22 protein-coding genes and 1 pseudogene are annotated in these 23,766 nt (G+C 72.3%); 15 read left to right on the top strand and 8 right to left on the bottom strand.

What is annotated here, in order from left to right; all coding sequences use genetic code 11:
• Position 1: 1 nt before the first annotated feature.
• Positions 2-1,705 (top strand): glycerol-3-phosphate dehydrogenase, encoded by a 1,704-nt coding sequence (glpD, locus tag QP939_RS41680; RefSeq protein ID WP_285452150.1) that lies wholly within the window; start codon positions 2-4, stop codon positions 1,703-1,705.
• Between the two features lie 78 nt (positions 1,706-1,783).
• Here glpD and QP939_RS41675 read toward each other — a convergent pair whose 3' ends face one another.
• On the bottom strand, positions 1,784-2,683 hold the full coding sequence (locus tag QP939_RS41675; RefSeq protein ID WP_285452149.1) for an aminoglycoside phosphotransferase family protein: 900 nt from the start codon (positions 2,681-2,683) through the stop codon (positions 1,784-1,786).
• A gap of 91 nt (positions 2,684-2,774) precedes the next feature.
• On the opposite strand from QP939_RS41675, the gene argG reads away from it, so the two are divergent.
• Positions 2,775-4,223, top strand: a complete 1,449-nt coding sequence (gene argG / locus QP939_RS41670) for an argininosuccinate synthase (RefSeq protein ID WP_285452148.1) — start codon at positions 2,775-2,777, stop codon at positions 4,221-4,223.
• Between the two features lie 2 nt (positions 4,224-4,225).
• Here argG and QP939_RS41665 read toward each other — a convergent pair whose 3' ends face one another.
• The 3 genes from QP939_RS41665 to QP939_RS41655 all read right to left on the bottom strand — a co-directional run bounded on the left by QP939_RS41665 (position 4,226) and on the right by QP939_RS41655 (position 6,741).
• Positions 4,226-5,233 (bottom strand): medium chain dehydrogenase/reductase family protein, encoded by a 1,008-nt coding sequence (locus QP939_RS41665; RefSeq protein ID WP_285452146.1) that lies wholly within the window; start codon positions 5,231-5,233, stop codon positions 4,226-4,228.
• Positions 5,234-5,309: 76 nt separating this feature from the next.
• Positions 5,310-5,879, bottom strand: coding sequence for a TetR/AcrR family transcriptional regulator (locus QP939_RS41660; protein WP_285452144.1), 570 nt, complete (start codon positions 5,877-5,879; stop codon positions 5,310-5,312).
• Positions 5,880-6,012: 133 nt separating this feature from the next.
• Positions 6,013-6,741, bottom strand: a complete 729-nt coding sequence (locus QP939_RS41655; RefSeq protein WP_285452142.1) for a hypothetical protein — start codon at positions 6,739-6,741, stop codon at positions 6,013-6,015.
• A 109-nt stretch (positions 6,742-6,850) separates the two neighbouring features.
• On the opposite strand from QP939_RS41655, the gene QP939_RS41650 reads away from it, so the two are divergent.
• Together QP939_RS41650 and QP939_RS41645 are read left to right on the top strand one after the other, a co-directional pair.
• On the top strand, positions 6,851-7,057 hold the full coding sequence (locus QP939_RS41650) for a hypothetical protein (RefSeq protein WP_285452140.1): 207 nt from the start codon (positions 6,851-6,853) through the stop codon (positions 7,055-7,057).
• Between the two features lie 92 nt (positions 7,058-7,149).
• Positions 7,150-7,503, top strand: coding sequence for an ArsR/SmtB family transcription factor (locus QP939_RS41645; protein WP_285452139.1), 354 nt, complete (start codon positions 7,150-7,152; stop codon positions 7,501-7,503).
• On the opposite strand, the gene QP939_RS41640 is transcribed toward QP939_RS41645, so the two are convergent.
• Together QP939_RS41640 and QP939_RS41635 are read right to left on the bottom strand one after the other, a co-directional pair.
• Entirely contained in the window at positions 7,500-8,639 is a 1,140-nt protein-coding gene (locus QP939_RS41640; RefSeq protein WP_285452138.1) for a permease, read from the bottom strand. The genes QP939_RS41645 and QP939_RS41640 overlap by 4 nt on opposite strands.
• Before the next feature lie 80 nt (positions 8,640-8,719).
• Complete coding sequence (locus QP939_RS41635) at positions 8,720-9,421, bottom strand: S1 family peptidase (RefSeq protein WP_285452137.1); 702 nt, start codon at positions 9,419-9,421, stop codon at positions 8,720-8,722.
• Positions 9,422-9,721: 300 nt separating this feature from the next.
• Here QP939_RS41635 and QP939_RS41630 point away from each other — a divergent pair, with 300 nt between their 5' ends.
• The gene (locus tag QP939_RS41630; protein WP_285452135.1) at positions 9,722-12,502 is read left to right on the top strand and encodes an AfsR/SARP family transcriptional regulator; all 2,781 of its coding nucleotides are present in this window, start codon (positions 9,722-9,724) and stop codon (positions 12,500-12,502) included.
• Between the two features lie 56 nt (positions 12,503-12,558).
• On the opposite strand, the gene QP939_RS41625 is transcribed toward QP939_RS41630, so the two are convergent.
• Positions 12,559-13,068 carry a hypothetical protein gene (locus QP939_RS41625; RefSeq protein WP_285452134.1) on the bottom strand — a complete coding sequence of 170 codons (510 nt, stop codon included), beginning with the start codon at positions 13,066-13,068 and terminating at the stop codon, positions 12,559-12,561.
• Between the two features lie 136 nt (positions 13,069-13,204).
• Here QP939_RS41625 and QP939_RS52035 point away from each other — a divergent pair.
• The 6 genes and pseudogenes from QP939_RS52035 to QP939_RS41595 form a co-directional block, all read left to right on the top strand.
• A pseudogene (locus QP939_RS52035) lies at positions 13,205-13,588 on the top strand (hypothetical protein); the annotation flags it as partial.
• An 88-nt stretch (positions 13,589-13,676) separates the two neighbouring features.
• Positions 13,677-13,889, top strand: a complete 213-nt coding sequence (locus tag QP939_RS41615; protein WP_285452132.1) for a hypothetical protein — start codon at positions 13,677-13,679, stop codon at positions 13,887-13,889.
• 197 nt (positions 13,890-14,086) lie between these two features.
• The gene (locus tag QP939_RS41610; RefSeq protein ID WP_285452131.1) at positions 14,087-14,674 is read left to right on the top strand and encodes a papain-like cysteine protease family protein; all 588 of its coding nucleotides are present in this window, start codon (positions 14,087-14,089) and stop codon (positions 14,672-14,674) included.
• Entirely contained in the window at positions 14,671-15,438 is a 768-nt protein-coding gene (locus QP939_RS41605; protein ID WP_285452130.1) for a hypothetical protein, read from the top strand. The genes QP939_RS41610 and QP939_RS41605 overlap by 4 nt, the downstream gene beginning before the upstream one ends.
• 149 nt (positions 15,439-15,587) lie before the next feature.
• Positions 15,588-16,619, top strand: a complete 1,032-nt coding sequence (locus QP939_RS41600; protein WP_285452129.1) for an Lrp/AsnC family transcriptional regulator — start codon at positions 15,588-15,590, stop codon at positions 16,617-16,619.
• A gap of 48 nt (positions 16,620-16,667) precedes the next feature.
• Entirely contained in the window at positions 16,668-17,903 is a 1,236-nt protein-coding gene (locus QP939_RS41595; protein ID WP_285452128.1) for an FAD-binding protein, read from the top strand.
• Here the strand turns inward: QP939_RS41595 and QP939_RS41590 are convergent.
• Positions 17,900-18,883, bottom strand: a complete 984-nt coding sequence (locus tag QP939_RS41590; protein WP_285452126.1) for a LacI family DNA-binding transcriptional regulator — start codon at positions 18,881-18,883, stop codon at positions 17,900-17,902. The two genes, QP939_RS41595 and QP939_RS41590, sit on opposite strands and share 4 nt — an antisense overlap.
• Before the next feature lie 396 nt (positions 18,884-19,279).
• On the opposite strand from QP939_RS41590, the gene QP939_RS41585 reads away from it, so the two are divergent.
• The 4 genes from QP939_RS41585 (at position 19,280) to QP939_RS41570 (ending at position 23,764) form a co-directional block, all read left to right on the top strand.
• Positions 19,280-20,458 (top strand): Gfo/Idh/MocA family protein, encoded by a 1,179-nt coding sequence (locus QP939_RS41585; RefSeq protein WP_285452125.1) that lies wholly within the window; start codon positions 19,280-19,282, stop codon positions 20,456-20,458.
• A gap of 208 nt (positions 20,459-20,666) precedes the next feature.
• Positions 20,667-21,956 carry an ABC transporter substrate-binding protein gene (locus tag QP939_RS41580; protein WP_285452124.1) on the top strand — a complete coding sequence of 430 codons (1,290 nt, stop codon included), beginning with the start codon at positions 20,667-20,669 and terminating at the stop codon, positions 21,954-21,956.
• A gap of 3 nt (positions 21,957-21,959) precedes the next feature.
• Entirely contained in the window at positions 21,960-22,922 is a 963-nt protein-coding gene (locus tag QP939_RS41575) for a carbohydrate ABC transporter permease (protein ID WP_285452123.1), read from the top strand.
• Positions 22,919-23,764: a carbohydrate ABC transporter permease gene (locus QP939_RS41570; RefSeq protein WP_285452122.1), complete on the top strand. Its 846-nt coding sequence runs from the start codon at positions 22,919-22,921 to the stop codon at positions 23,762-23,764. The genes QP939_RS41575 and QP939_RS41570 overlap by 4 nt, the downstream gene beginning before the upstream one ends.
• Positions 23,765-23,766: the final 2 nt, after the last annotated feature.

Here is a 23,766-nt window from a genome sequence, read left to right as displayed (position 1 = left end):
CATGAGGAGGAACACCGTGACACCGCTTTCCCCGTCCTACCGCGCGGACACCTTGCGGAAGCTGGTGAACGAGGAGGTCGACGTGCTGGTCGTCGGCGGGGGAGTGACCGGCGCGGGCGTCGCGCTCGACGCGGCGTCGCGCGGGCTGTCGACCGCGTTGGTGGAGGCGCGGGACTTCGCCGCCGGGACGTCCAGCCGGTCGTCGAAGCTCATCCACGGCGGGCTGCGCTACCTGGAGCAGCTGGACTTCAAGTTGGTGCGGGAAGCGCTGAAGGAGCGCGGGCTGCTGCTGCAGAAGCTCGCCCCGCACCTGGTGCGGCCGGTGAAGTTCCTGGTGCCGCTGCGGCACCGGGTGTGGGAACGCGGGTACATCGGCGCCGGGGTCACGCTGTACGACACGCTCGGCGGGGCGCGGGCCCTGCCGCGGCACCGGCACCTGTCCAAGCGCGGCGCGGCCAAGGTGGCACCCGGCCTGGCCGACGACGCGCTGATCGGCGCGATCCAGTACTACGACGCCCAGGTCGACGACGCCCGCCACACGATGACGATCGCGCGGACGGCGGCCGAACAAGGCGCTTCGGTGCTGACGCGGGCGCGTGTGACGTCGCTGCTGCGTGACGGCGAGCGGGTCGTCGGCGCGAAGGTCGTCGACCGCGAGAGCGGCGCCGAAATCGAGGTGCGCGCGAAAACGGTGGTCGCCGCGACGGGTGTCTGGAGCGACGACATGGCGGAGGCGGCGGGGATCCCGGCGCCGTTCACCGTCCGCGCGTCCAAGGGCATCCACCTGGTGGTCCCGCGGGAGAAGATCGACCTCGACACCGGGCTGATCCTGCGCACCGAGAAGAGCGTGCTGTTCGTCATCCCGTGGGGACGGCACTGGATCGTCGGCACCACCGACACCGAGTGGGACCTCGACCGCGAACACCCGGCGGCGAGCCGCGCGGACGTCGACTACGTGCTGGAGCACCTCAACGCCGTGCTCAAGACGCCGGTGACGCACGACGACATCGAGGGCGTGTACGCGGGGCTTCGCCCGCTGCTGGCGGCGAAGGCGGCCGCGACGACGAAGCTGTCGCGGGAGCACGCCGTGGCGCACCCGGTGCCGGGCCTGGTGATCGTGGCGGGCGGCAAGTACACGACGTACCGGGTGATGGCCGCGGACGCGGTCGACGTCGTGGTCGAGGAGCTGGGCCGCCCGGCCCCGCCGTCGTGGACCGACCGGCTCCCGATCGTCGGCGCGGACGGCTACCACGAGCTGTGGGAGGACCGGTTCGGGCTCGCGTCGCGGACCGGGCTGCCGCTGGTGCGCGTCGAGCACCTGCTGCGGCGGTACGGGACGCGGATCTGGAACCTCGTGGACCTCATCCGCGACGAGCCTTCCCTGGCGTCGCCGATCACGGAGACGTCGGAGTACCTGCGGGTGGAGGCGGTCTACGCGGTTTCCCACGAGGGTGCGCTGCACCTGGAGGACGTGCTCACCCGGCGGACGCGGATCTCGATCGAGGAACGCGACCGCGGGGTGGCGGCGGCCCCGGTGGTGGCGGAGCTGATGGCCCCGCTGCTGGGCTGGGACTCCCACCGGACCGACCGGGAGGTCGCGAACTACCTCGCCCGGGTGGAGGCGGAGCGCTCGGCCCAGGAAGCACCGGACGACGCGGCGGCGAACGCCACCCGCCTCGCGGCCCCGGCGCTGCTGCCGAGCTGATCCGGCGTGCTCACGGAGCCGGGCGGCTCGCCGAGCGTCTTGAATGAGTCATTCAGGTCTTCGGAGGTCCTGAATGACTCATTCAAGACGGGCCCCGCCGCCCCGAGCCGGGCGGCAGCCCAGCTCCGTGAGCACGTGCCGGGCGTTGCCCGAGATGACCGGGTTGGTGTGCCGGTAGTACGGCAGCTGGATCACGGCCATCGACAAGGCCCGGCCGCGGCCGCGCGCCCAAGTCGCGTCGTCGGCTCCGACGGCCTCGCGGAAGGTGTGCCGGGTGTCGGCGGTCAGCAGGTTCCACGCGGGGATCAGGTCGCACGCCGGATCGCCGACCCCGGCTGTCGCCCAGTCGAGGACACCGCTCAGGCGGCCGTCGCGGAGCAGCAGGTTGCTCGGCATCAGGTCCGCGTGCACCCAGCTCGGCGCTCCTGTCCACTGTGGAGCTTCGAGCGCCTCGGCCCAGGCGGCGAGGGCCGCCGCCGCGTCGAACGGCTCGTCGGTGCGGCGCAGCTCCTCGATCGCCCGGCGGGTGGCCGTGTCCACGTCCGACAGCGGCTTCCCGCGGCGGGTCGGGGGACCGTCCGCCGGGAGCGCCCGCAGGGCACGCACGAACGCCGCCAGGTCGCGCGCCGGTGCGTCCCGGCCTTCCAGCGCCGGTGAGCCGTCGAGCCAGCCGTGCACCGCCCACGCCCACGGGTAACCCTCGGCGGGTTCGCCGAGCGCGACGACGGCCGGCACCGCGACCGGCAGCCCGTCGAGCGCGGTGAGGATCCGGGCTTCCTTCGCCAGGTCACCGGCGCCGCCCGCGGTCAGGGGAAGCCGGACGGTCAGGCTGTCGCCGAGGCGGTACACCGCGTTGACGGTGCCGCCCGAAGCGAGGGGCGTGACCGGCAGGTCCGCCCATAGCGGGAACTGCCCGCGCACCAGCCGCCGGACGAGAGTGGTGTCGATGGCGTGCTCGTCGGCGTGCATCCGGCCCATGTGATCACCGAACCACGCACGTCAACGGGGTTTCCGTGACGCCGGGCACCCCGGATTGCACGGTGATGCATCGGCGTGCATAATCATTCGCATGTCCAAGGTGCTCACTTCCCTGCCCGTCGGCGAGCGTGTCGGTATCGCCTTCTCCGGTGGCCTCGACACTTCCATAGCGGTCGCGTGGATGCGCGACAAGGGCGCGGTGCCCTGCACCTACACCGCCGACATCGGCCAGTACGACGAGCCCGACATCGCGTCGGTGCCCGGGCGCGCCACCCAGTACGGCGCCGAGCTCGCGCGGCTGGTCGACTGCCGGGAAGCCCTCGTCGAAGAGGGGCTCGCCGCGCTGACCTGCGGCGCCTTCCACATCCGCTCCGGCGGCCGCAGCTACTTCAACACCACCCCGCTCGGGCGCGCGGTCACCGGCACGCTGCTGGTGCGCGCCATGCTCGAGGACGACGTCCAGATCTGGGGTGACGGCTCGACCTTCAAGGGCAACGACATCGAGCGGTTCTACCGCTACGGCCTGCTGGCCAACCCCTCCCTGCGGATCTACAAGCCGTGGCTCGACGCGGACTTCGTCACCGAGCTCGGCGGCCGCAAGGAGATGTCGGAGTGGCTGCTCGCGCACGACCTGCCCTACCGGGACAGCACCGAGAAGGCCTACTCGACCGACGCCAACATCTGGGGTGCCACCCACGAGGCCAAGTCGCTGGAGCACCTGGACACCGGCATCGAGATCGTCAAGCCGATCATGGGCGTGGCGTTCTGGGACCCCGAGGTCGAGATCGCGCCCGAAGACGTCACGATCGGCTTCGAGCAGGGCCGCCCGGTGACGATCAACGGCAAGGAGTTCGCCACCGCCGTCGATCTCGTCCTGGAGGCCAACGCCATCGGCGGCCGGCACGGGCTCGGCATGTCCGACCAGATCGAGAACCGCATCATCGAGGCCAAGAGCCGCGGCATCTACGAGGCGCCCGGCATGGCGCTGCTGCACGCCGCCTACGAGCGGCTCGTCAACGCCATCCACAACGAGGACACCCTCGCCAGCTACCACAACGAAGGCCGCCGCCTCGGCCGCCTCATGTACGAAGGCCGCTGGCTCGACCCGCAGGCCATGATGCTGCGCGAGTCGCTGCAGCGCTGGGTCGGCACCGCGGTCACCGGCGAGGTGACGCTGCGGCTGCGCCGCGGCGAGGACTACTCCATCCTCGACACGCAGGGCCCGGCGTTCAGCTACCACCCGGACAAGCTGTCGATGGAGCGCACCGAGGACTCGGCGTTCGGCCCGGTCGACCGGATCGGCCAGCTGACCATGCGCAACCTCGACATCGCGGACTCGCGGGCCAAGCTGGAGCAGTACGCCAGCCTCGGCATGGTCGGCGGCAACTCGCACCCGAAGCTGATCGGGGCCGCCCAGGCGGCGTCGACCGGCCTGATCGGCGCGATGCCCGAGGGCGGCGCGGAAGCCATCGCCTCGCGCGGCAAGGCGGGCAACGACGCGCTGCTCGACAGCGCCGCGATGGAGTTCGGCACCGACTGACTTCACGGGACCAGCACGACTTTGCCCGTGACAGTGCCGGATTCGGCCAGGGTGAGGGCTTTCGCGGCTTCGGTGAGCGGGAGGCGTGCGGCCACCTGCGGCTGCAGGGTGCCGCACGCCGCCAGGCCGAAGACCGCGGTCAGGTCCTCGGCCAGGCGGGCGCGGAAGCGGGGGAGGTTCCGCTTGCCGCCCCAGACGTTGTAGAAGTGCGCCCGGCGCCGGTTCGGCAGCGCGTTCCACCACAGCAGCCGTGCGAGCAGCTTCAGCACCGGCAGCCGGGAGTTGCCCGGGTCGTCCTTTGTGGACGCGCTGCCGTAGGCGACCAGCGTGCCGCCGGGAGCGAGCAGCCGGAACGAGTCGACGATGCCGGGGCCGCCGACGTGGTCGAAGACCGCGTCGACCCCGGCGGGTGCCAGTTCGCGCACCCGGGCCGGGACGTCGCCGCGGTAGTCGACGGCGGTGGCGCCGAGCGCCGTCACGACGTCCTGGTTCCGGGCCGACGCCGTGCCGATCACCGAAATCCCCGCCGCGCGGGCGAGCTGGACGAGGGTCGTGCCGACGCCGCCGTTCGCGCCGTGGACCAGGATCGTGCCGCCGCGGCGGACGCGGGCGCTGCGGTGCAGCATCTGCCAGGCCGTGATGCCGTTGACGACGAACGTCTCGGCTTCGGCGGCGTCGAGCCCGTCCGGCACCGGGACGAGGTCGGCGGCGGGCAGCACGACGTGGCTGCGCCAGCCGCCGGTCTTCGTCAACGCGGCCACCCGGCGCCCGGCCAGCGTGGGGTCGTCGGCTTCGAGCACGGTGCCGACGACGTCGTAGCCGGGCACGAACGGGAACGGCGGCTGGTCGTAGTACTTCCCGCGCCGCATCTGCTGTTCGGCGAACGAGACGCCGGTGGCCTCGACGCGGATGAGGGCTTCCCCCGCGCCCGGCCGCGGCAGCTCGCGGTGCTCGACGCGCAGGCCGTCGGGCTCGACGATGCCCGGGAGGACGATTTCGGTGGTGGTCATGGTGGTTCCTTCCGATCGTGAGTGACTGATCAATCACTCGATGGGCGCGAAAAGCGGCCCCTGGACGGGGCCCGCGTCAGTTCTTGCCAGGGTGGCGGATCCCGGCGGAGAGGACGGCTGCCCACTCGCCGGCGTGCTCGTCGAGGTCGAGGGTCGCGATCAGGTGGCAGAGCTGGCCGTAGGCGATGAACCGCTGCACCTGGTCGCCCTCGGCGCCGGAGCGCGACCGGGCGAACTCGGTCACCTTGGCGAGCCCGCGCCGCACGGCGTCGGCGACCTCCGGGGTGTCGACGGCGGACTGGGCGTGCACCTGCAGCAGGAGCAGGTTCCGGTCGGCGATGAGCTCGGCGTAGGCGCCGCCCATCTCGTGGAGGATCTTTTCGGGGTCGGCGTCCCCAGTGCGGGCGGCGCCGTTCGAGAGGGCGTGTACGACCAGCTCGTAACACCGGTCGAGCGCGGCCACGAACAGGGAAACCTTGCTGGGGAACAACTTGAAGACGTAGGCGGGGGAGATGTCGGCCTTGGCGGCCACGGCGCTGATCGGCGTGCTGTGGTAGCCGCCGCGGGCGAACTCGGCGATGGCCGCCTCGACGACGGCGTCCCGCCGGGCGTCGGAGGTGGAGAGAGTGGCACCGCGCTTCGTCATGTGAGTGACTGTACACTCACTCTCGCCGGAAAGGCAAGGTTGCCCGGCGAGTGCGTGGACGCAGGCCGCGTGCACGGTTTGGGGATCTCCGGCGGGCCCGGGTGGCGAGATCGGGCTCGGCAGGCCTGCGGATCTAGCGACGCTGGGTTTCGGCGACGGCGTCGGCGACTCGGGTGGCCAGGTCGGGATCGCCCGGGTCCGGCAGCAGCCGGTCGATCGGGGTGAGACTGGCCAGCGCATGGGCGCAGGCCGCATGCACGTCGAGGTGGGCCTGCAGATCTGCTGCGGGCAGCCCGGCCCGCAGCAGCCCCGGCAGCGCCAGCAGCGGCGCGACCGGGTCGCCGGGTGTCACCACCGCCGGGCCCGGGCCGGGATCGTGGCCGCCCAGCAGGTCGACCACGACGTCCACGTCACGGGCGACCCGGGTCAGCGGGAACGCCGCCGCGTCGGCCGGGTGCCACAGCATGATGTCGGCCGTGCCCGCGGCGACCAGCACGGGGACGAGCAGGGGCGCGGCGGACGGCCCGGCGATGAGCACCCGGGCGTCGGCCGGGGTCCGGTCACGCCGGTGGAGCGCGACCCGGACCGCCGCCGCGATCGCGATCGCGAGCGTGTCCTCCTCGGTGAGCACCGAGACTTCCCCGGCCAGGGCGAGCTGGGTCGCGCGGGCCTGGTCGCGGTCGGTTCCGGTGAGGAACACCGCGTCCGCCGCCAGCGCCCGGACGGCCGCAGTCAGCCCGGCCGGGTCCGGCGGCACCGGGACGGCGACGGCCTCGAGTGCGGTGAAGGCGGTGAGCAGCCGGGCGGTCTCGTGGACCCGGGCGGCCCGGTGACCCGCGACCGCGAGGACGAACTCGGTCACAGCGGCACCCTTTCTCCTGGGGCAGAGGCCGGCGGCCCGTCGGTGTAAGCTCTTCAGCAATTGCGAATGTTAGCAAGTCCGTAGGGCTGCGGCGGGAGGGTGATCGGCCGTGAAGGAATTCGAGAAGACCTTGCGGGGCCGCGTCGGCGTCGTCTACACCGAGCTCGCCGCGGCGCGGGAAGGCGGCGAAGACTACGCCTGCGACCTGCACGCCGCCCGGCTCGAGGAGCTGTTCGACCTCGCCCGCCGCCACGGGATCGACGCGACGACGTGGGTCGACCTCGACGTCGCGATCCCGCGGCAGTGCTCGGCCTGAGCCCGCCGGGGAGCGGGCCGCGCGGCCGGCCGGGGGACACGGCAGGATCAGCGCATGCGCACCATCGGACGGCACGGCGGGGAGGGGCGCCCGTGAGCAGGCCGCTGTACCAGGTCAAGGCCGAGTTCTTCAAGACGCTCGGGCACCCGGCCCGGATCCGGATCCTGGAGCTGCTCAGCGAACGGGAGCACGCCGTCTCGGAGCTGCTGCCGGAGATCGGGATCGAACCGGCGAACCTGTCCCAGCACCTCGCCGTGCTGCGCCGGGCCGGGCTGGTCGCCACCCGCAAGGAAGGCTCGGCCGTCCACTACTCGCTGACCAGCGCCGACGTCGCCGAGCTGCTCGCGGTGGCCAGGAAGATCCTGACCGAGGTGCTCAGCGGCCAGATCGAGCTGCTCGGTGACCTGCGGACGGCGCCGGTCGCCGCCCGGCCCCGGGAAGGCTAGGCACGGTCGGGCGAGCCGCCCATCATGCGGAGCATGCCGACACCGCCGGTGCGGACGAAGCGCGTCACCAACGCCGCCGCGAGGAGCAGGAACGCGATGTTCAGCCACGTCGTGTAGTTCCACGACACGCCTTCCCGCATCACCGTCGCCGAGCGCTCGGCCGGGATCAGGCCCGCGGTGCCGAAGAGCAGTTCCACGACGTACCCCGCGCCGACCATCGCGGCGTAGAACGTGCCGAGCAGCACCAGCGTCATGCGGACGCCGTAGTACTTCCGGTAGATGTTCAGGATCGGCAGGATCAGCAGGTCGGCGAAGATGAAGGACACGACGCCGCCGAAGCTGATGCCGCCGTTCCACAGCACCGCGGCGAGCGGCACGTTGCCGATCGAGCAGACGAACGCCAGGATCGCCACCACCGGGCCGATGATCGGGCCCCACACCGCCGACGCGACCGGGTGGTCGGTGAAGAACAACGCCCGCCACCACGACTCGGGCACCCACGCGCCGACCGCGCCCGCGATCAGCAGCCCGATCACCAGGTCGCGCAGGATCGCCGCCCACTCCATGACGAACACGTGCGCCACCGAGGTGAACCCGTCGGCCGAGAACAGCCGCTGCCGGAACGTCCCCGGGCCCTGCACGGACATGTCCATCGCCGCGTGGCCCTCCATCGACCCGGCGACACCCTTTTCGGCCTGCTCGCGGGCCTTCTCCAGCAGCTGCCGGCGGACGAAGAGGCGGAACAGCACGGCGAGGAACACGATCATGATCGGCCCGCCGACGAACTCCGCCGCCGTGAACTGCCAGCCCATCAGCAGGGCCAGGATGATGCCCAGCTCGACGACAAGGTTGGTCGAGCCGATCTCGAAGGCCATCGCGGCGGTGAAGTGCGCGCCGCGCCGGAAGAGCGAGCGGGCCAGCGCGACCGCGGCGTAGGAGCAGGACGACGACGCGGCACCCAGCAGCGACGCCACGGCGAGCGTGCGCGGCCGGTCGTCGCCCATCAGCCGCACGATCGTGGACTTGCGCACGACCGCCTGCACGACGGCCGACAGCAGGAACCCGAGGATCAGGGCCCACAGGATCTCCCAGGTCATCGACCCGGCCAAGGCGAGCGCTTCGAGGACTTCACCCACGGAACGGGGACCCTACTCCCCGCCGCGCCACCGCGCCCGCCGTGTCCACAGTGGACACAGCGGGCGCGGTGGGGAAGGGCTCAGACGCCCGCGGTGGAGGAGATCCAGTCGCGGTACTTCGTGATGTTGATGTAGGCGGTGTAGGACTGGCGGTCGCTCGTGGACGCGACGCCGACCTGCTTGCCGTTGGCGTACATCGGGCCGCCGGAGTCGCCGCCCGCGGTGATGCCGTCACCGCGGTTCGCGCACACCGAAACCCCGGCCGCGCCGTCCGGGCAGTCGATCGAGGTGACGCTGACCTTCGCGACCTTCAGCAGCTGCGACTGGCACTCGATCTCGGGCTTGTCGGTGCAGGTCGCGCCCCAGCCGTAGACCTCGGCCTGGTCGCCGACCTTGACGTCGCCCTCGGACCCGAGCGGCGCGTACTCGGTGTCGACCTGCTGGTCGATCTGCACCAGCGCGATGTCCGCGTCCGGCGCCTCGTGCACGGAGGTGGCGTTGACGGTGGTGCCCTTGGTCTGGTCGAGGTCGCCGACGTGGAAGCTGATCGGCTTGCCGTCGGCGCCCTGGGTGCAGTGGCGGGCGGTGAGGACCCAGTCCGGCGCGATGATCGTCGCCGAGCAGATCTCCTGGCCACCGGCGAACATCCGGGCCGCGGAGTGGAGCGAGTCGGCGTTGCCGCCGTCGATGATGGCGGGCTGGGCGGCCAGGGACGGCGCCGCGGCCGCCAGGGCCGAGAACAACACACCGGAGACGACTACGCCGGTTCGCGCGATACGCACTTTAGGATCAACCTCCTGCCGCGGACCGGGGTCTCGCGGTGACGGGCGGTCAGGGACCCACCTACCGTCACCGCTGTGGGTGAATCCCCGAAACCCGCCGATAGTCGGTTGATCCAAAACACGACTTTCGTCGTGAGCCGATCGGCGCACCCCCGCGATCAGGCCGGTTCGGCAAACGAGTGACGTCCGCGGCGCCGGTGTCCCGAATGTCGGCGAACCACCCACAAGCGGCGCGTCTCGCCGGATACAGTCCGCCCGGCTGGGGCGCCGCCTGGGGCGGCCGCCGGAACGGGGTGCGCGATGGGACCTGAGGTGCGGTTTCACCTGCTCGGACCGCTGACGGTGACGGTCGGCGGCCGTCCGCTGCCACTGGGCGGGACCAAGCAGCGGGTTCTGCTGGCGCACCTGCTGCTCAACGCGAACCGCATGGTCCCGCCCGGCCAGCTGGTCGACACGATCTGGCCGGCCGACCCGCCGACGTCCGCCACGGCCAACCTGCAGACGTACGTGTGGCGGCTGCGCCGGCTGCTGCCGGACGGGGCCGCCCTCCGCACGCACGGCGCGGGGTACTCGCTGGCGGTCGACCCCGGCGACGTCGACGCGCACCGCTTCACCCGGCTCGTCGGCGACGCCGAGCGGGCGGCGAAGGACGGCTCGCCCGAGAAAGCCTTGACACTGCTGGCCGAAGCGGAAGCGATGTGGCTCGGTGATCCCCTGGAGGACCTGCCGACCGCGCCCGCCTGGGACGCCGAGCTCGGGCGGCTCGTCGACAACCGGCTCGCCGCCGTCGAGGAACGCCTTGCGCTGCAAGTGCTCCTGGGCCGCCACGACACCGCGATCGCCGAGCTGACCGTGCTCCTGGCCGAACACCCCTACCGCGAACGGCTTTGGCAGCAGTACCTGCTCGCGCTCACCGGCGCGGGCCGCCGGGCCGAGGCACTGCAGGCGTATTCGACGGCCCGCGAGCGGCTGGTCACCGAGCTCGGCGTCGAACCGGGGCCGGAACTGCGGGCCCTGCAGGCCGCGATCCTGGCCGGGGAGCCGCTTCCCGGGCCGTCACCGGTCGCCGTCCCGGCGCCGCTGCGGCAGCTGCCCGCCGACCTGCCCGACTTCACCGGCCGCGAGGACCACGTCCGGGAGCTGGCGGCCGCACTGGGCCCGGCGCCGGTCGTGCTCACCGGCGCGCCGGGCACCGGCAAGTCGGCGCTGGCCATGCACGTCGCCCACCGGCTCGCGGACGAATTCCCCGACGGCCAGCTGTACGTCGACCTCGCCGGGACCGGCGCCCCGCGCGACCCGGCCGAGGTGCTCGCCGACTTCCTGCACGCGCTGGGCGTCACCGGGAACGCCGTGCCCGCCGGGCTGGACCAGCGGGCAGCGCTCCTCCGGTCCCGCCTGGCCGGCCGCCGCGTGCTGCTGGTGCTCGACGACGCCGCGAGCGCGTCGCAGGTCCGGCCGCTGCTGCCGGGCGACGCCGGGTGCGCGGTGCTGGTGACGACCCGCGGCAGGCTGCCCGACCTGGCCGGCGCGAAGCACGTCGAGCTGCCGGTGTTCGGCGAGACGGACGCCTTGCGGCTGCTGGCCGGGGTCGCGGGCGCGGACCGCGTCGTCGGGGAACCGGCGGAGGCCGCGGCCATCGTGCGCTGCTGCGGGTACTTGCCGCTGGCGATCCGGATCGCCGGGGCGCGGCTGGCCGGGCGGCAGGCGTGGAGCCTGCGCACGCTGCACGACCGGCTCGCCGACGAGTCGAGCCGGCTGAGCGAGCTGCGCGTCGGCGATCTCGGCGTCCGGCCCAGCTTCGAGCTGAGCCTGCGTCAGCTGCCCGCCTCGGCGAGGACGGCGTTCTGCCGCTCCGCGGTACTGGGCGCGCAGGACTTCCCGAGCTGGGTGGTCGACGCGCTGCTGGACCGCGGTGGGGCGCACGAGGTGCTCGACGTGCTCGTCGACGCGAACCTGGTTTCCTTGGCGGGCCTGGATTCCGGCGGCCACCCGCGGTACCGGCTGCACGACCTGCTGCGCTGCTACGCGGCGGAGCTGCTGGGCGCCGAGCCGCTCGCGACGCGGCGGGAGACCCTGGCCCGCGTGCTGTCGGTGTTGCTGGCGTTGGCGAAAGCCGCCGCGGCGGGTCTGCCACCCGCGTTCGGGGCGATGACCGGGCCCGCGCTCGGGGCGCCGCTGCCACCCGGGCTGACCCGGCTGGTCGCCGACCCGCTCGGCTGGTTCACCGCGGAACGGCGGCTGCTGGCGGCCGCGGTCCCGCTCGCCGCCGACGCGGGCCTGGCCGAGCTGGCCTGGCAGCTGACCGCGGCCGCCGTCCCGTTCTACGACCTGCGCGGGCTCTACGACGACTGGCGGCGCGGCCACCTCACGGCGCTCGCGGCGGCGGAGGCGGCGGGCGACCGCGCGGGCGCGGCCGTGCTGCACCGCGGCCTCGGCCAAGTCCGGCTCTACCACGACGAATACGCGGCGGCGGTGGCCGACATGGAACGCTCGGCGGCGTTGTTCGCCGACCTCGGCGACGTCCGCGGCGAGGCGCTGGCGGTGGCCGGGCTGGGGACCGTCGCGCGGGTCCGCGACCGGCCGCGCGACGCGCTCGGGTTCTACCGCCGGGCCCTCGACGGCCTCGGCCGCGCGGGTGACCACAGCGGTGTCGCGCAGATGCGCAACTCGCTGGGCTCGACCTACGCGTTGCTGGGGGAGTTCGGCGAGGCGGAGACGTGGCTGAGTCGAGCGCGCGAGCTGGCGCGGGAAATCGAGGACCCGCACCGGGAAGCGAAGGTGCTGACCGAACTGGGCACCTTGCACCGGGACACCGGGCAGCTGCCGGAGTCGCTGACGTGCCTGCGGCTGGCGCTGAGCATCCTCGAGGGCCTCGACGACGAGCGGTGCAGCGCGTACGCGTTGCTCGGCATCGGCCAGACGCTGCTGGCGGCGGGCGAACCGGTGCAAGCGCGCGGGGTCTGCGACCGGGCGCTGCGGGTGTTCCGGGAAACCGGCAACCGGCAGGGCGAAAAGACCGGCCTGGAGCTGCTGGAGCAGGCGCAACGCCGGCGCAGCCCATCGGCCGCGGCGCGCGGCTGACGTCGTCGCGCGAGGCGGCCGCCGGGCACCCACCCGTGCCCGGCGGCCCGGCCCGGTCAGTTGCTGTTGCCCGGCTTCCAGCCCAGGTAGTGGCTGAAGTAGCCCTGGCGGGCGTGGCCGATCGCGCCGTTCACGCTCGTCGCCCAGACCCCGCCGTTGCCGTCGGCGATGCCGACGTGGCCGTACGCGGAGATGTTCCAGAACACGAACGCGCCGCGCGGCGGCGTGCCCGTCGTGTGGCGGGCGCCGTCGGAGGAGCGCCAGTGCTCGATCGCGCTCGCGTGGTGGGTCGTGCGGTTCCAGGCCAGGCGCACCGCGCGCTCGCAGTAGCCCTGGTAGGCCGTGCTGCCGTTGCGGCTGGAGAACCAGGCGATCGCCTGGTTGGCCGTCCGCGCGGCGGTCAGGTCGGCGGCCGAGTCGGTGATCACCGCGCCCGGGTCGGCGATGTCGGCGGCGGTGACCTCCGAGTACACCTCCGACGGCGGGGCGGTCGCGGCGGAGGCGACGGTCGCGCCGCCGAAGAGCAGGGCGGCCGAGAGCGCGGCCGCCTGGTAGATCGTGCGCATGGGTGTCTCCCTCAGTGGGCCGGGCCCGATCGGCCCGGCATCGACGGGACGACCTTGCTCGGCGCCGCTACACCGGCACTACACCGCCGCTCTCGCCGGTGCGTGACAAATACGCGAACGAATACCTCGGCTCGGCATGACAAAAAACCGGGAAACAAAAACGCACAATGGCCGGTTGGAGAGTTTCCACCTAGTATCCGAATCGCCATTCGACGACGAAAGGACCGACATGACGGAAACCCTTGTCCGGAAAAAGCGATTCCTGGGAATGGCGCTGGCCGCCGTGGTGGCGGGCGCGCTCGCCGTGGTTTCCGCGGGACCGGCCGCCGCGGCCGAGAAAACGCTCACCTACAAGGGCGGGTTCCCGCTCATCGGCGACCAGACGGTCAGCGTCGTGGTGAAGGCCGACATCCCCGCGACGGCCACGGCGGGCGAGCCGGTTTCGGTGCCCTTCAGCCTCGACGTCGACGCCGGGCAGGCCGCCGGCGACGGCCTGCGCCTGGTCGGGGCCACCAAGATCTCGGGCACCATCGAGTCCAAGGTGAACGTCGCGATCAGCGGCCAGTCGGTGGCCATCCCGGTCGAGCTTCCCGATCCCGGAGACGCCGGTGCCCGCCGAGGGCACGCTGAAGTTCACCGCGCAGGGCCAGGTCGACTTCACCATCCCGGCCGGCACCCCGGCGGGCGAGGCGACCAGCAGCGTCGACGCCGCGGCGACCACGCACGTGGCCACCGACTCGAGCCTCGGCGAGTTCGACGTCGAGCTGGCGCTCGACCCGCCGGACCAGGACGCCACCCTGGGCACCACGACCATCGGCTGACCACCCGGCCCGCCGCCGCCGGAATCCGTCCGGCGGCGGCGAGCCGATGCCGGAATCCGGCACCCGGGAAATGCCGGGATCCGCCGGAAACCGTTCCCTCCCAACGTGATCCTCCCAAAGTAGGTACCGGGACGACGGCCGCGTGCGGAGTATTCCGTGCCACCAGGTCGCCTCTTCACCGACTGGAGGACCACTTCGTGAAAACCACTTCAGGAGTCCTACGTGGACTCGCGGCGGTCTCTGCCGCGGCCGCCGCCGTCGTCGCGCTGCAGGCGCCGGCCGCGGCCGCCGCGGCGCAGTCCGACGTCGGCATCACCATGCAGGCGCAGCAGAAGGACCAGTGGTGCTGGGACGCCAGCGGCAACACGATCGCCGACTACTGGGGCTACTCCCTGACCCAGACCCGGTTCTGCCAGATCGCGCACAACGAGTCGGGCAGCGACTGCTCGAACCAGCAGGGGTACCTGTCCGACCAGCAACGCGTGTTCCGCTACCTCGGCTTCACGAACATCGGGTCGTACAACTCCGGCGGCCAGGTCCTTTCCTTCACCACCATCAAGAACCAGATCGACGCCGGGCAGCCGATCGGCACGCGCATCGGCTGGCGCTCCGGTGGTGGTCACATGCACGTGCTCTACGGCTACGACAACGCGAATGGCGCGACCCGCGTCGAATACGGCGACCCGTGGCCCAGCAACAGCCGTTACAACTCGATGAACTACGACACCTACCGCTCGAACAGCCAGTTCCAGTGGACCCACACGCTGTACGGGATCGAGGGATGAGCATGCTGAAGAAAGCGCTGGGCGCGGCCGTGGTGGCCGGCGCCGCGATGCTCATGACGGCCGGGGCCGCGGACGCGGCGAGCGGGCCCGCCGGCACCCCGACGGCGGCCGACACCGCCGCGATCGGGCAGCTCACCGGCGGCGCGGCGACGCTCGACCGGCTGGCGTCGACGAAGTTCCCCGGCGCGCACCCCGCGGCCGTGGCTCGCGCGGCCGCCGCCGACCCGCGCACGCAGGTGCCGGTCTACGAGCCGACGGCGGAGTTCGTCGCCGGGAAGTCCGACGTCCCGGCCGCGCTCGCCTACGTCGCCGTGCCGGCCCGGACCGGCGACGGCACCCCGGCGACCGTGTGGGCCGAGCGGCAGGGCGCGGCCTGGACCGTCGTGAACGTCGCGTCCGGCGACTACGAGCGCCAGTACGCCCAAGCCGCCGCCGGTGGGTATCTCCTGCACGAGCCGCAGGTCAACGCCTGGTACGCGGTGCACGGCGACTCCGTGACGGTGCTCGACGGCTCGGTCACCGGGCTGGCCGCGGGCACGAAGCTCGCCCTCGCGGACTACCGCGCGGCCCTGCACCAGCGGTACGCCGACAAGCTGCCGGGCTCGGCCTACGACCGCGACGGCGCGGGCGGCGGCTACGGCGGCCGCGAGCGGGCCGTCCCGGCCGCGGACCCCGGCGACGTGCCGGTGCTGCCGTTCGTCGTCGGCGGCGTCCTCGTGCTGGCGGCGGGCGCGGTGGTCGTGCCGCGGCTGCGGCGGCGGTAGGGACGGCGAGGGCCGCCGGCCCGCCCCGGCAGACGTCTTGAATGACTCATTCAGGTCCCCGGAGGTCCTGAATGACTCATTCAAGACAGCGGTGAGCGGGTGCGTCCGGCGGCCCTTGGCAGGTGATCATGATCAGGTCACAATGCGCCATGCCCGTTTCGCCCGCCGCGCAGCCGGAGCGACCGGGGCTGAGCGCCTCGGACCTCGCGCTGGTCGAGGCGCTGCAGCGCGACCCGCGGGCGCCGTGGACGCGGATCGCGGCCGCGGTGGGCACCGACGCGACGACCGCGGCCCGCCGCTGGGACCGGCTGCAGGCGGCCGGGCTGGCCTGGCTGACCGCGTACTCCACGGCCCCGACGACCACGGTCGGCTACGTCGACCTCGCCTGCCGCCCGGACGCGCTGAGCGAGCTGACGCGGGAGCTGTGCGGCTGGCCGTCGGTGTTCAGCGTCGAGCGCACCACCAGCCGGTTCCCGCTGTTCCTCGGCCTGGCCGCGCGCGATCTCGACGCGCTGGACGCGCTGGTCACCGGCCGCATCGGGGCCTTGCCCGGGGTGCGCGACGTCCGGTTCGCCGTCGCCACCCGCGTCTTCCGCGAAGGCAGCGGCTGGCTGGTGAACGCGCTGGCGCCGGAACAGCGGGCGGTGCTCGACGAAACCGCCGTGCAGGCCCGGCTGGTTGTCCCGCAGCAGTGGAACGACCAGGACCTGCGCGCGCTCGTCGAGTCCCTCGGCGAAGACGGGCGGCGCAGCTACGCCGAGCTCGCCAGGGACTGCCGGATGAGCGAGTCGGCGGTGCGGCGCACGCTCGCGCGCATGCTGCGCAACCACGAGCTGGACTTCCGCTGCGACATCGCGCACGTCCCGGCGGGCTGGCCGGTGATCGCGAACTACCGCGTCGACGTCGGCCCCGGCGGGCTCGAGCGGGCCGGGACGGCGGTCGCGCAGCTGGCGGAAACCCGTCTGTCGGCCGCGGTCGTGGGCGAGGGGAACCTCGTGGTGTCGGCGTGGCTGAAGGTCCCGGCCGACTGCACCGGGTACGAGACGCGGCTGGCCGCGGCCGCGCCGGGCGCCCGCATCCTCGACCGCGCGATCACCCTGCGGATGCCGAAGCGGATGGGCAGGCTGCTCAGCCCGCACGGCCTGGGCGGCACGCACCAGGCGATCATCCCGGCTCGCTGAGCCTGGGTAGGGTCGAGAGGAGGATCCGGCAGCGGGGAAGGACGACACTTGGGCGAGTCGAACTGGGCGGGCAACCACGCCTACGCCGCGGACGAGGTGCTCGCCCCGCGAACCCTCGACGAAGTACGCGAAGCCGTCGCGGCCGCGACGCACGTCAAGGCGCTGGGCAGCCGCCACTGCTTCAACGACATCGCGGACTCACCCGGCGGTGTCCTGCTCGACCTGAGCGCGCTCGAGAGCCGGGTTGAGATCGCCGACGGGAAGGTGACGGTCGGCGGGTCCGCGCGGTACGGCGACTTCGCGGCCCACGTGCACGCCGCCGGGTACGCGTTGCCCAACCTCGCGTCCCTGCCGCACATCACGGTGGCCGGCAGCGTCGCCACCGGCACCCACGGCTCCGGGCGGCGGCAGCCGGGGCTCGCCGCCGCCGTGTCGGCCATGCAGCTGGTCACGGCGGACGGGAGCATGCGCGAGTTCACCCGCGCCGACGACGTCTTCCCCGGCCTGGTGGTCAGCCTCGGCGCACTGGGTGTCGTCACCCGGCTGACGCTCGATCTGGTGCCCGCCTTCGACGTGCGGCAGGACGTGTTCGACGACCTGCCGTGGGACGCCGCGTTCCGGCACTTCGACGAGATCGAGGACGCCGGGTACAGCGTCAGCATGTTCACGAACTGGGTGAACGACGCCGTCGACCAGGTGTGGGTGAAGAGCCGCGTCGACGCCTTCGCCGAGCGGGCGGACTGGTTCGGCGCGGTCCCGGCCGACGGGCCGCGGCACCCGGCGCACGCGGCGGGCGTCCCGGCGGACAACACCACGGCGCAGCAAGGGATCCCGGGCCCGTGGCACGAGCGGCTCCCGCACTTCGCGCTCGCGTTCACCCCGAGTGTCGGGGACGAGCTGCAGTCGGAGTACTTCGTGCCGTACGAGCACGCCGTCGCCGCGATCGAAGCCGTGCGCGGCATCGGCGACCTCGTCGCCCCGCTGCTGCTGGTCTCGGAAATCCGCGCGATCGCGGGGGACGAGCTGTGGCTGAGCCCGTGCCACGGCGGCGACCGCGTCGCCCTGCACTTCACGTGGCAACCGCGCCAGCCCGAGGTCGAAGCGGTGCTGCCGGTGCTGGAGCAGCGGCTGGCCCCGTTCGGCGCACGCCCGCACTGGGGCAAGCTCTTCCACGGCGGCGGCTCGTACCCGCGGCTGGCGGACTTCCGCGCGCTGGCCGACGACCTGGACCCGGGCGGCAAGTTCCGGAACCCGTTCCTGCGACGGCACGTCTTCGGCGGCTAGCCTCCCGGCGGGGCCGTGGTGGCGCGGACGATCAGGTAGGTGTCCAGCACCTGCGTCGTGTGCTCGTCGGCCTCCCCGTCGAGCAGGCCGAGCAGGATCGTGACGGCCGCGCGGCCCGCCGCTTCGGTCGGCATCGCGATCGTCGTCAGCGGCGGCGCGGAGATCGCGGCGAAGACGAGGTCGTCGAACCCGACGAGGCTGATCTCGTCCGGCACCGGGACCCCGCGCGCGTTGAGCCGCGCCAGCGCCCCGAACGCCACCAGGTCGTTGTAGGCGACGATCGCCGTGACGTCCGCGGCCAGCGCCAGGTCGGCGCCCTGCAGCCCGCCTTCGAACACCGGCGGGAACGGGCCGAACTCGACGACGTCCGTGCCGTGCCGCTCGGCCGCCTCCACCAGCCCCCGCTTGCGGGCGTGGTTCGCCCACGACGTCCGCGGGCCGCCGAGGTAGGCGCAGCGGCGGTGGCCGAGCGCGGCCAGGTGCTGGATCGCCTGCCGCATCCCGTCGGCCGCGTCCATCACGATCGACGGGATGCCCGGCACCTCGCGGTTCAGCAGCACCAGGGCGGTCTGGCCGGCGAGCGCGCGCAGCTGGTCGTCGGTCATGCTCGGGCTGCACAGCACGACGCCGTCGACCTGCCGCGCCATCCGCCGGACGAGGTTCTGTTCCATGGCCGGGTCTTCGTCGCTGTTGGCGAACAGCACCGCGATGTCGTCCTGGCGCGCGCGGGCCTGGACGCCGTTGAGCACGCCGGTGAAGAACGGGTTGCCGAGGTCGGAGACGACGATGCCGATGTGCCCGGTGCGCACCGCGGGCACCGGCTGCGCCGCGGCCGCGGCGTGGTAGCCGAGTTCGGTCGCCGCGGCGAGCACCCGGGTGCGGGTCTGCCGCCGCACCAGATCCGGGGACGTGAACGCCCGCGAGACCGTCGAGATCGACACGTTGGCCCGGCGGGCGACGTCGTGAATGGTCACGCTCACGGCAACTCCTCGGCAGGCTCCTGCCACATCATGGAAACGCCTGGCAGTGTTGTCAACAACGGTTGTGGGTTCCGCCGAAAATCCTGCAAATCGTCGACCGATCACGTGGTAACCCACGGCTGAACCCCGAGTTCCCTCCGCACAGCAAGGGGTTTCGGCGTCGCGGCACTCGGCGCGGAGGCGGGAGTTCACGATTCGTCGATGTGAGAGTAAGCGCTTACTCAAACTGGTCGCCGCCGGACGGAGTAGCCGGTTTTCGATGAATTCGACGTCGGTGTCCCGCATATTGACACGTTCGTCGGGAACGCCCTACGGTGACGATCGGAAGATTTCCCTCCAGCTCCGCACCCTTCGTCAGTTCCGCGCGGCCGGGTGGGCCGCGCCGATCGGAGACCCATGCCGGGGAGCAGGCGCCGCACCGTCGCGGACCCGCCGAGGCTGGCGGTGGTCGGCACGTCCGGCTACGCGTTCAGCTACCTGCACCGCGCGCGCATCCTGCACGACGAGGGCCTGGTGTGCTTCGCGGGCATGGCCGACGTCCGGGTGCCGTCGGCCGCCGCCGTCGCGCTGCTGCCCGAGGGTGCGACGGCGCACGTCGGGGTCGACGAGCTGCTGCGCCGGTGCCGCCCCGACATCACCGTGGTCGCCACCCCGCCGCACGCGCACGTCCGGGTCGGCGGCGCGGTGCTGCGGGCGGGCAGCGACCTGCTGCTGGAAACACCGCCGGTGCTGGACCTGGCCGGGTTCACCACGCTGACGCGGCTGGCCGCGGAGAGCGGAACGGCCTGCCAGACCGGGTTCCAGAGCTTCGGCTCCCCGGCGTTGCCGGTGCTGCGGGCGGCGATCGCGACCGGACGGCTCGGCGGGGTGGCCGGTGTCGGCGCGGCCGGGGCGTGGATCCGCACCGACGCCTACTACCGCCGCAACCCGTGGGCCGGCCGCCGCTGGCTGGACGGCGAGGCGGTCGTCGACGGCGCGCTGACCAACCCGTTCTCGCACGCGGTGGCCACCGCGCTGCTCGTCGGCGGGGTCGCCGCGGACGACCCGGCGGAGATCGCGCTGGAGCTCTACGGCACGCGCGACATCGAAGCCGACGACACGGCGTGCCTGCGCATCCGGTTCGGCGACGGGCCGGAGATCGTCGTCGCCGCATCGCTGTGCGCCGAGCAGGACCACGAGCCCTACGTCGTCGTGCATGGCAGCCGAGGCCGGGCGAAGTTCTGGTACAAGAGCCACCGGCTCGAGCTCGACGACGTGCGCGTCCACCTCGGCGAGCCCGTGGACCTGCTGCGCAACCTGGTCGCCCACCACCGCGACCCGGCCGGGGTGCCGCTGCTCGCGCCGCTGTCGGGGACGCGGGCGTTCGCGTCGGTGGTCGAGGCCGTCCGGGACGCGCCGTCGCCGTCGCGGATCCCGGCGGGCTGGATCCGCACGGTCGGGGAAGGGGCGAGCCGGCACCCGGTGGTGCGGGGGATCGGCGAGGAGGTCGCGGTCGCCGCGGACCGGCTCGCGTTGTTCTCCGAGATCGGGGTGCCGTGGGCGAGTGCGGCGGGGGCCGCGGAACGCACCGGATAGTGGAGCCGGTGCCGTCGCGCTGGCAGCCCGGAAATCCCGCCCGGTCGCTGTAAGCGCTTTCTCAGCGTGCCCATTCGTCGCTGAAAACGTTGTGGCGCAACGACTATCGTCCGGCGTAGGCCGTTGACACCGGTGCGCCGCACTGCTTACCGTGAGCGCGCTGACAGCATTTTCAGAAAAGCTGACCGGCCGAGAACGGAGAAGCCTGATGCGTCGGAGTGGAGAGCGCCGGACCCGCGGGGTCGCCGCGCTGGCCGTGGTGGTCCCGTTGCTGCTGACCGGGGTGGCCGCGTGCGGCTCGGACTCCGGCGACGGCGGCGGCGACGTCACCATCACCTTCGTCTGGTGGGGCAGCGACGGCCGCGCGAACCTGACGAAGAAGGCCGTCGAGCTGTTCCAGCGGAAGAACCCGAAGATCAAGGTGCAGACGTCGTTCTCGGCGTACGCGGCCTACTGGGAGAAGCTGGCGACGCAGACGGCCGGGGGCAAGCCGCCGGACGTGCTCAACGTCGACACGCGCTACCTGGCCGAGTACGGCGGGCGCAACGTCCTGGCCGACCTGAACCAGGGCGCCGGCAAGGCGATCTCGCTGACCGACATCAACCCCGAACTGGCGGCCACCGGTGTGTACCAGGGCAAGCGGTACGCCGTGCCGTGGGCGCAGAACACCCCGGCGATGCTCTACGACCCCGCCGCGTTCACGGCGGCGGGCGCGGACCCGGCGAAGGGCCTGACCTGGCAGCAGTACGCCGACGCGACGCAGAAGGTCAGCGCTGCCGGAGGAGCTCGCGGCACGACCGACTTCGGCATCCTCGACACGGCACTGGAGATCTGGCTGCGCCAGCAGGGCAAGCAGTTCTACACCCCGGAGGGCAAGCTCGGCTTCACCGCCGACGACCTCCGCCGGTACTGGCAGCTGGCGAGCGGGTTCCGCGACGCCAAGGGCGCGTCGCCCGCCGACGTCACGGCGTCCTACAACACCTCGCCCGAGCAGTCGCCGCTGGGCAAGAAGCTGACCAGCTCCGAGTTCGCCTACGACAACCTCCTGCCCGCCTACAAGAAGGCGAACGGCAAGGAGCTGAACGTGGCGCCGTACCCGACGGACGTGCCAGGCAACACCGGGCAGTACCGGCGGCCGTCGATGTTCCTCGCGGTGTCGGCGCGCAGCCAGCAGCAGGAAGCGGCCGCGAAGCTCGTCGACTTCCTGGTCAACGACCCGGAGGTGGGCAAGATCGTCGGCACCGACCGCGGGCTGGCGCCCAACCTCAAAGTGCGCGCGCAGCTGGCGGCGTCCGCGACCGGCAACGACAAGACGCTCTACGACTTCGAAGCCGCGCTCGAGCCGAAGCTCGGGGCAGCGCCGCCGGTGCCGCCGAAGGGCGCGGGCGCGATCCAGAAGCTGCTCCAGCGCACCTACGAGGAAGTCGCGTTCGGCCGGATGAGCATCGACGACGCCGTCGGCCGGTTCATGTCCGAAGCCGAGAAGGGACTTTCGTAGCCGATGACGACCGTGCGCACCCCGGACCCGCCGGTCGCCACGGAGGCGGCCGCGCGCGTCCGGCCGATTCGGCGCCGTCGCAAGAGCCAGCCCGAGGCCTTCGCGTTCCTGACGCCGTGGCTGCTCGGCGCGGTGGCGCTGACCGTCGGCCCGATGGTCGTCTCGCTGTACCTGTCCTTCACCGACTACGACATGTTCACCTCGCCGGACTGGGTCGGGTTCGGCAACTTCACGCACATGTTCACCGACGACGACCGCTACCTGCAGTCGGTGAAGGTGACCTCGATCTACGTGCTGGTGTCGGTGCCGTTGAAGCTGACGGTGTCGCTGCTGGTGGCGATGCTGCTCAACACGCGCCGCGGGGCGAACGGGTTCTACCGCGCGGCGTTCTACGCGCCCTCGCTGCTCGGCGCGAGCGTCGCGGCGGCGCTGGTGTGGCGGGCGCTGTTCATGGGCGGCGGCCCGGTGAACGAGGTGCTGGCCTTCTTCGGCTGGCACACGCCGAGCTGGGTCGACGACCCGCAGTTCAGCCTCGCGTCGATCGTGCTGCTGACGGTGTGGCAGTTCGGCGCGCCGATGGTGATCTTCCTGGCCGGGCTCAAGCAGATCCCGGCGGAGCTGCACGAGGCGGCGGCGATCGACGGCGCGGGCGCGTTCCGCCGGTTCCGGCACATCACGCTGCCGATGCTGTCGCCGGTGATCTTCTTCAACCTGGTGATGGAGGCGATCCACGCGTTCCAGGCGTTCACCCCGGCGTTCGTCATCGGCGGCGGCCGCGGCGGGCCGGCCGACGCGGACCTGTTCTACACGCTCTACCTGTTCGAGGTCGGCTTCCAGGACTTCCGGATGGGCTACGCGTCGGCGATGGCGTGGGTGCTGCTGGCGGTGATCGCGATCGTCACGGCGATCGTGTTCAAGACCGCGAAGCTCTGGGTGTTCTACGACGACGCGGAGGAGCGCCGATGACCGTGGTGCCGCGCTCGGCGCGTTCGGTGGGGTGGCACGTGCTGTGCGTGGTCATCGTGGCGGTGGTGCTGTACCCGTTGGTGTGGCTGGCGTTCGCGTCGGTGAAGCCGCCGGACGAAATCCTGTCCCGGCTGGCGCTGCTGCCGACCCGGTTCGTGTTCGACGGCTACACGAAGGGCTGGGAAGGCGCGGCCGACGTCGGGTTCGGCCGGTTCTTCCTGAATTCGTTCCTGGTGGCGGGGCTGTCGGTGGTGGCCAACGTGCTCTCGTGCTCGCTGGCCGCGTTCGCCTTCGCGCGGTTGCGGTTCCGGTTCCGGGGCGCGCTGTTCGCGTTCATGATCACGACGTTGATGCTGCCGTACCACGTGACGCTGATCCCGCAGTACGTGATCTTCCAGCAGGCCGGGCTGGTCAACACGTTCGTGCCGCTGATCCTGCCGAAGCTGCTGGCGACGGAGGCGTTCTTCGTGTTCCTGATCGTCCAGTTCATGCGCGGGATTCCCCGCGAGCTCGACGAGGCGGCGACGATCGACGGCTGTTCGGTGTACCGGACGTTCTGGCACGTGGTGCTACCGCTGTCGAAACCGGCGCTGGTGACGACGTCGATCTTCACGTTCATCTGGACGTGGAACGACTTCTTCACGCAGATGGTGTACCTGAACGACACGGAGAAGTTCACGGTCCCGCTCGGGTTGCGGCTGTTCGTGGACACGAGCAGCCAGTCGAACTTCGGCGCGATGTTCGCGATGTCGGCGTTGGCGCTGGTCCCGATCGTACTGTTCTTCCTCGCCTTCCAGCGGCTGCTGGTGGAGGGCGTGAGCACCAGCGGTTTGAAGGGGTGAGG

The sequence above is a fragment of the Amycolatopsis nalaikhensis genome (assembly GCF_030264295.1).
Classification (GTDB): domain Bacteria; phylum Actinomycetota; class Actinomycetes; order Mycobacteriales; family Pseudonocardiaceae; genus Amycolatopsis; species Amycolatopsis nalaikhensis.
Note: the sequence above shows the minus strand (reverse complement) of the source record. Positions and strands in the feature narration are given on the sequence as shown.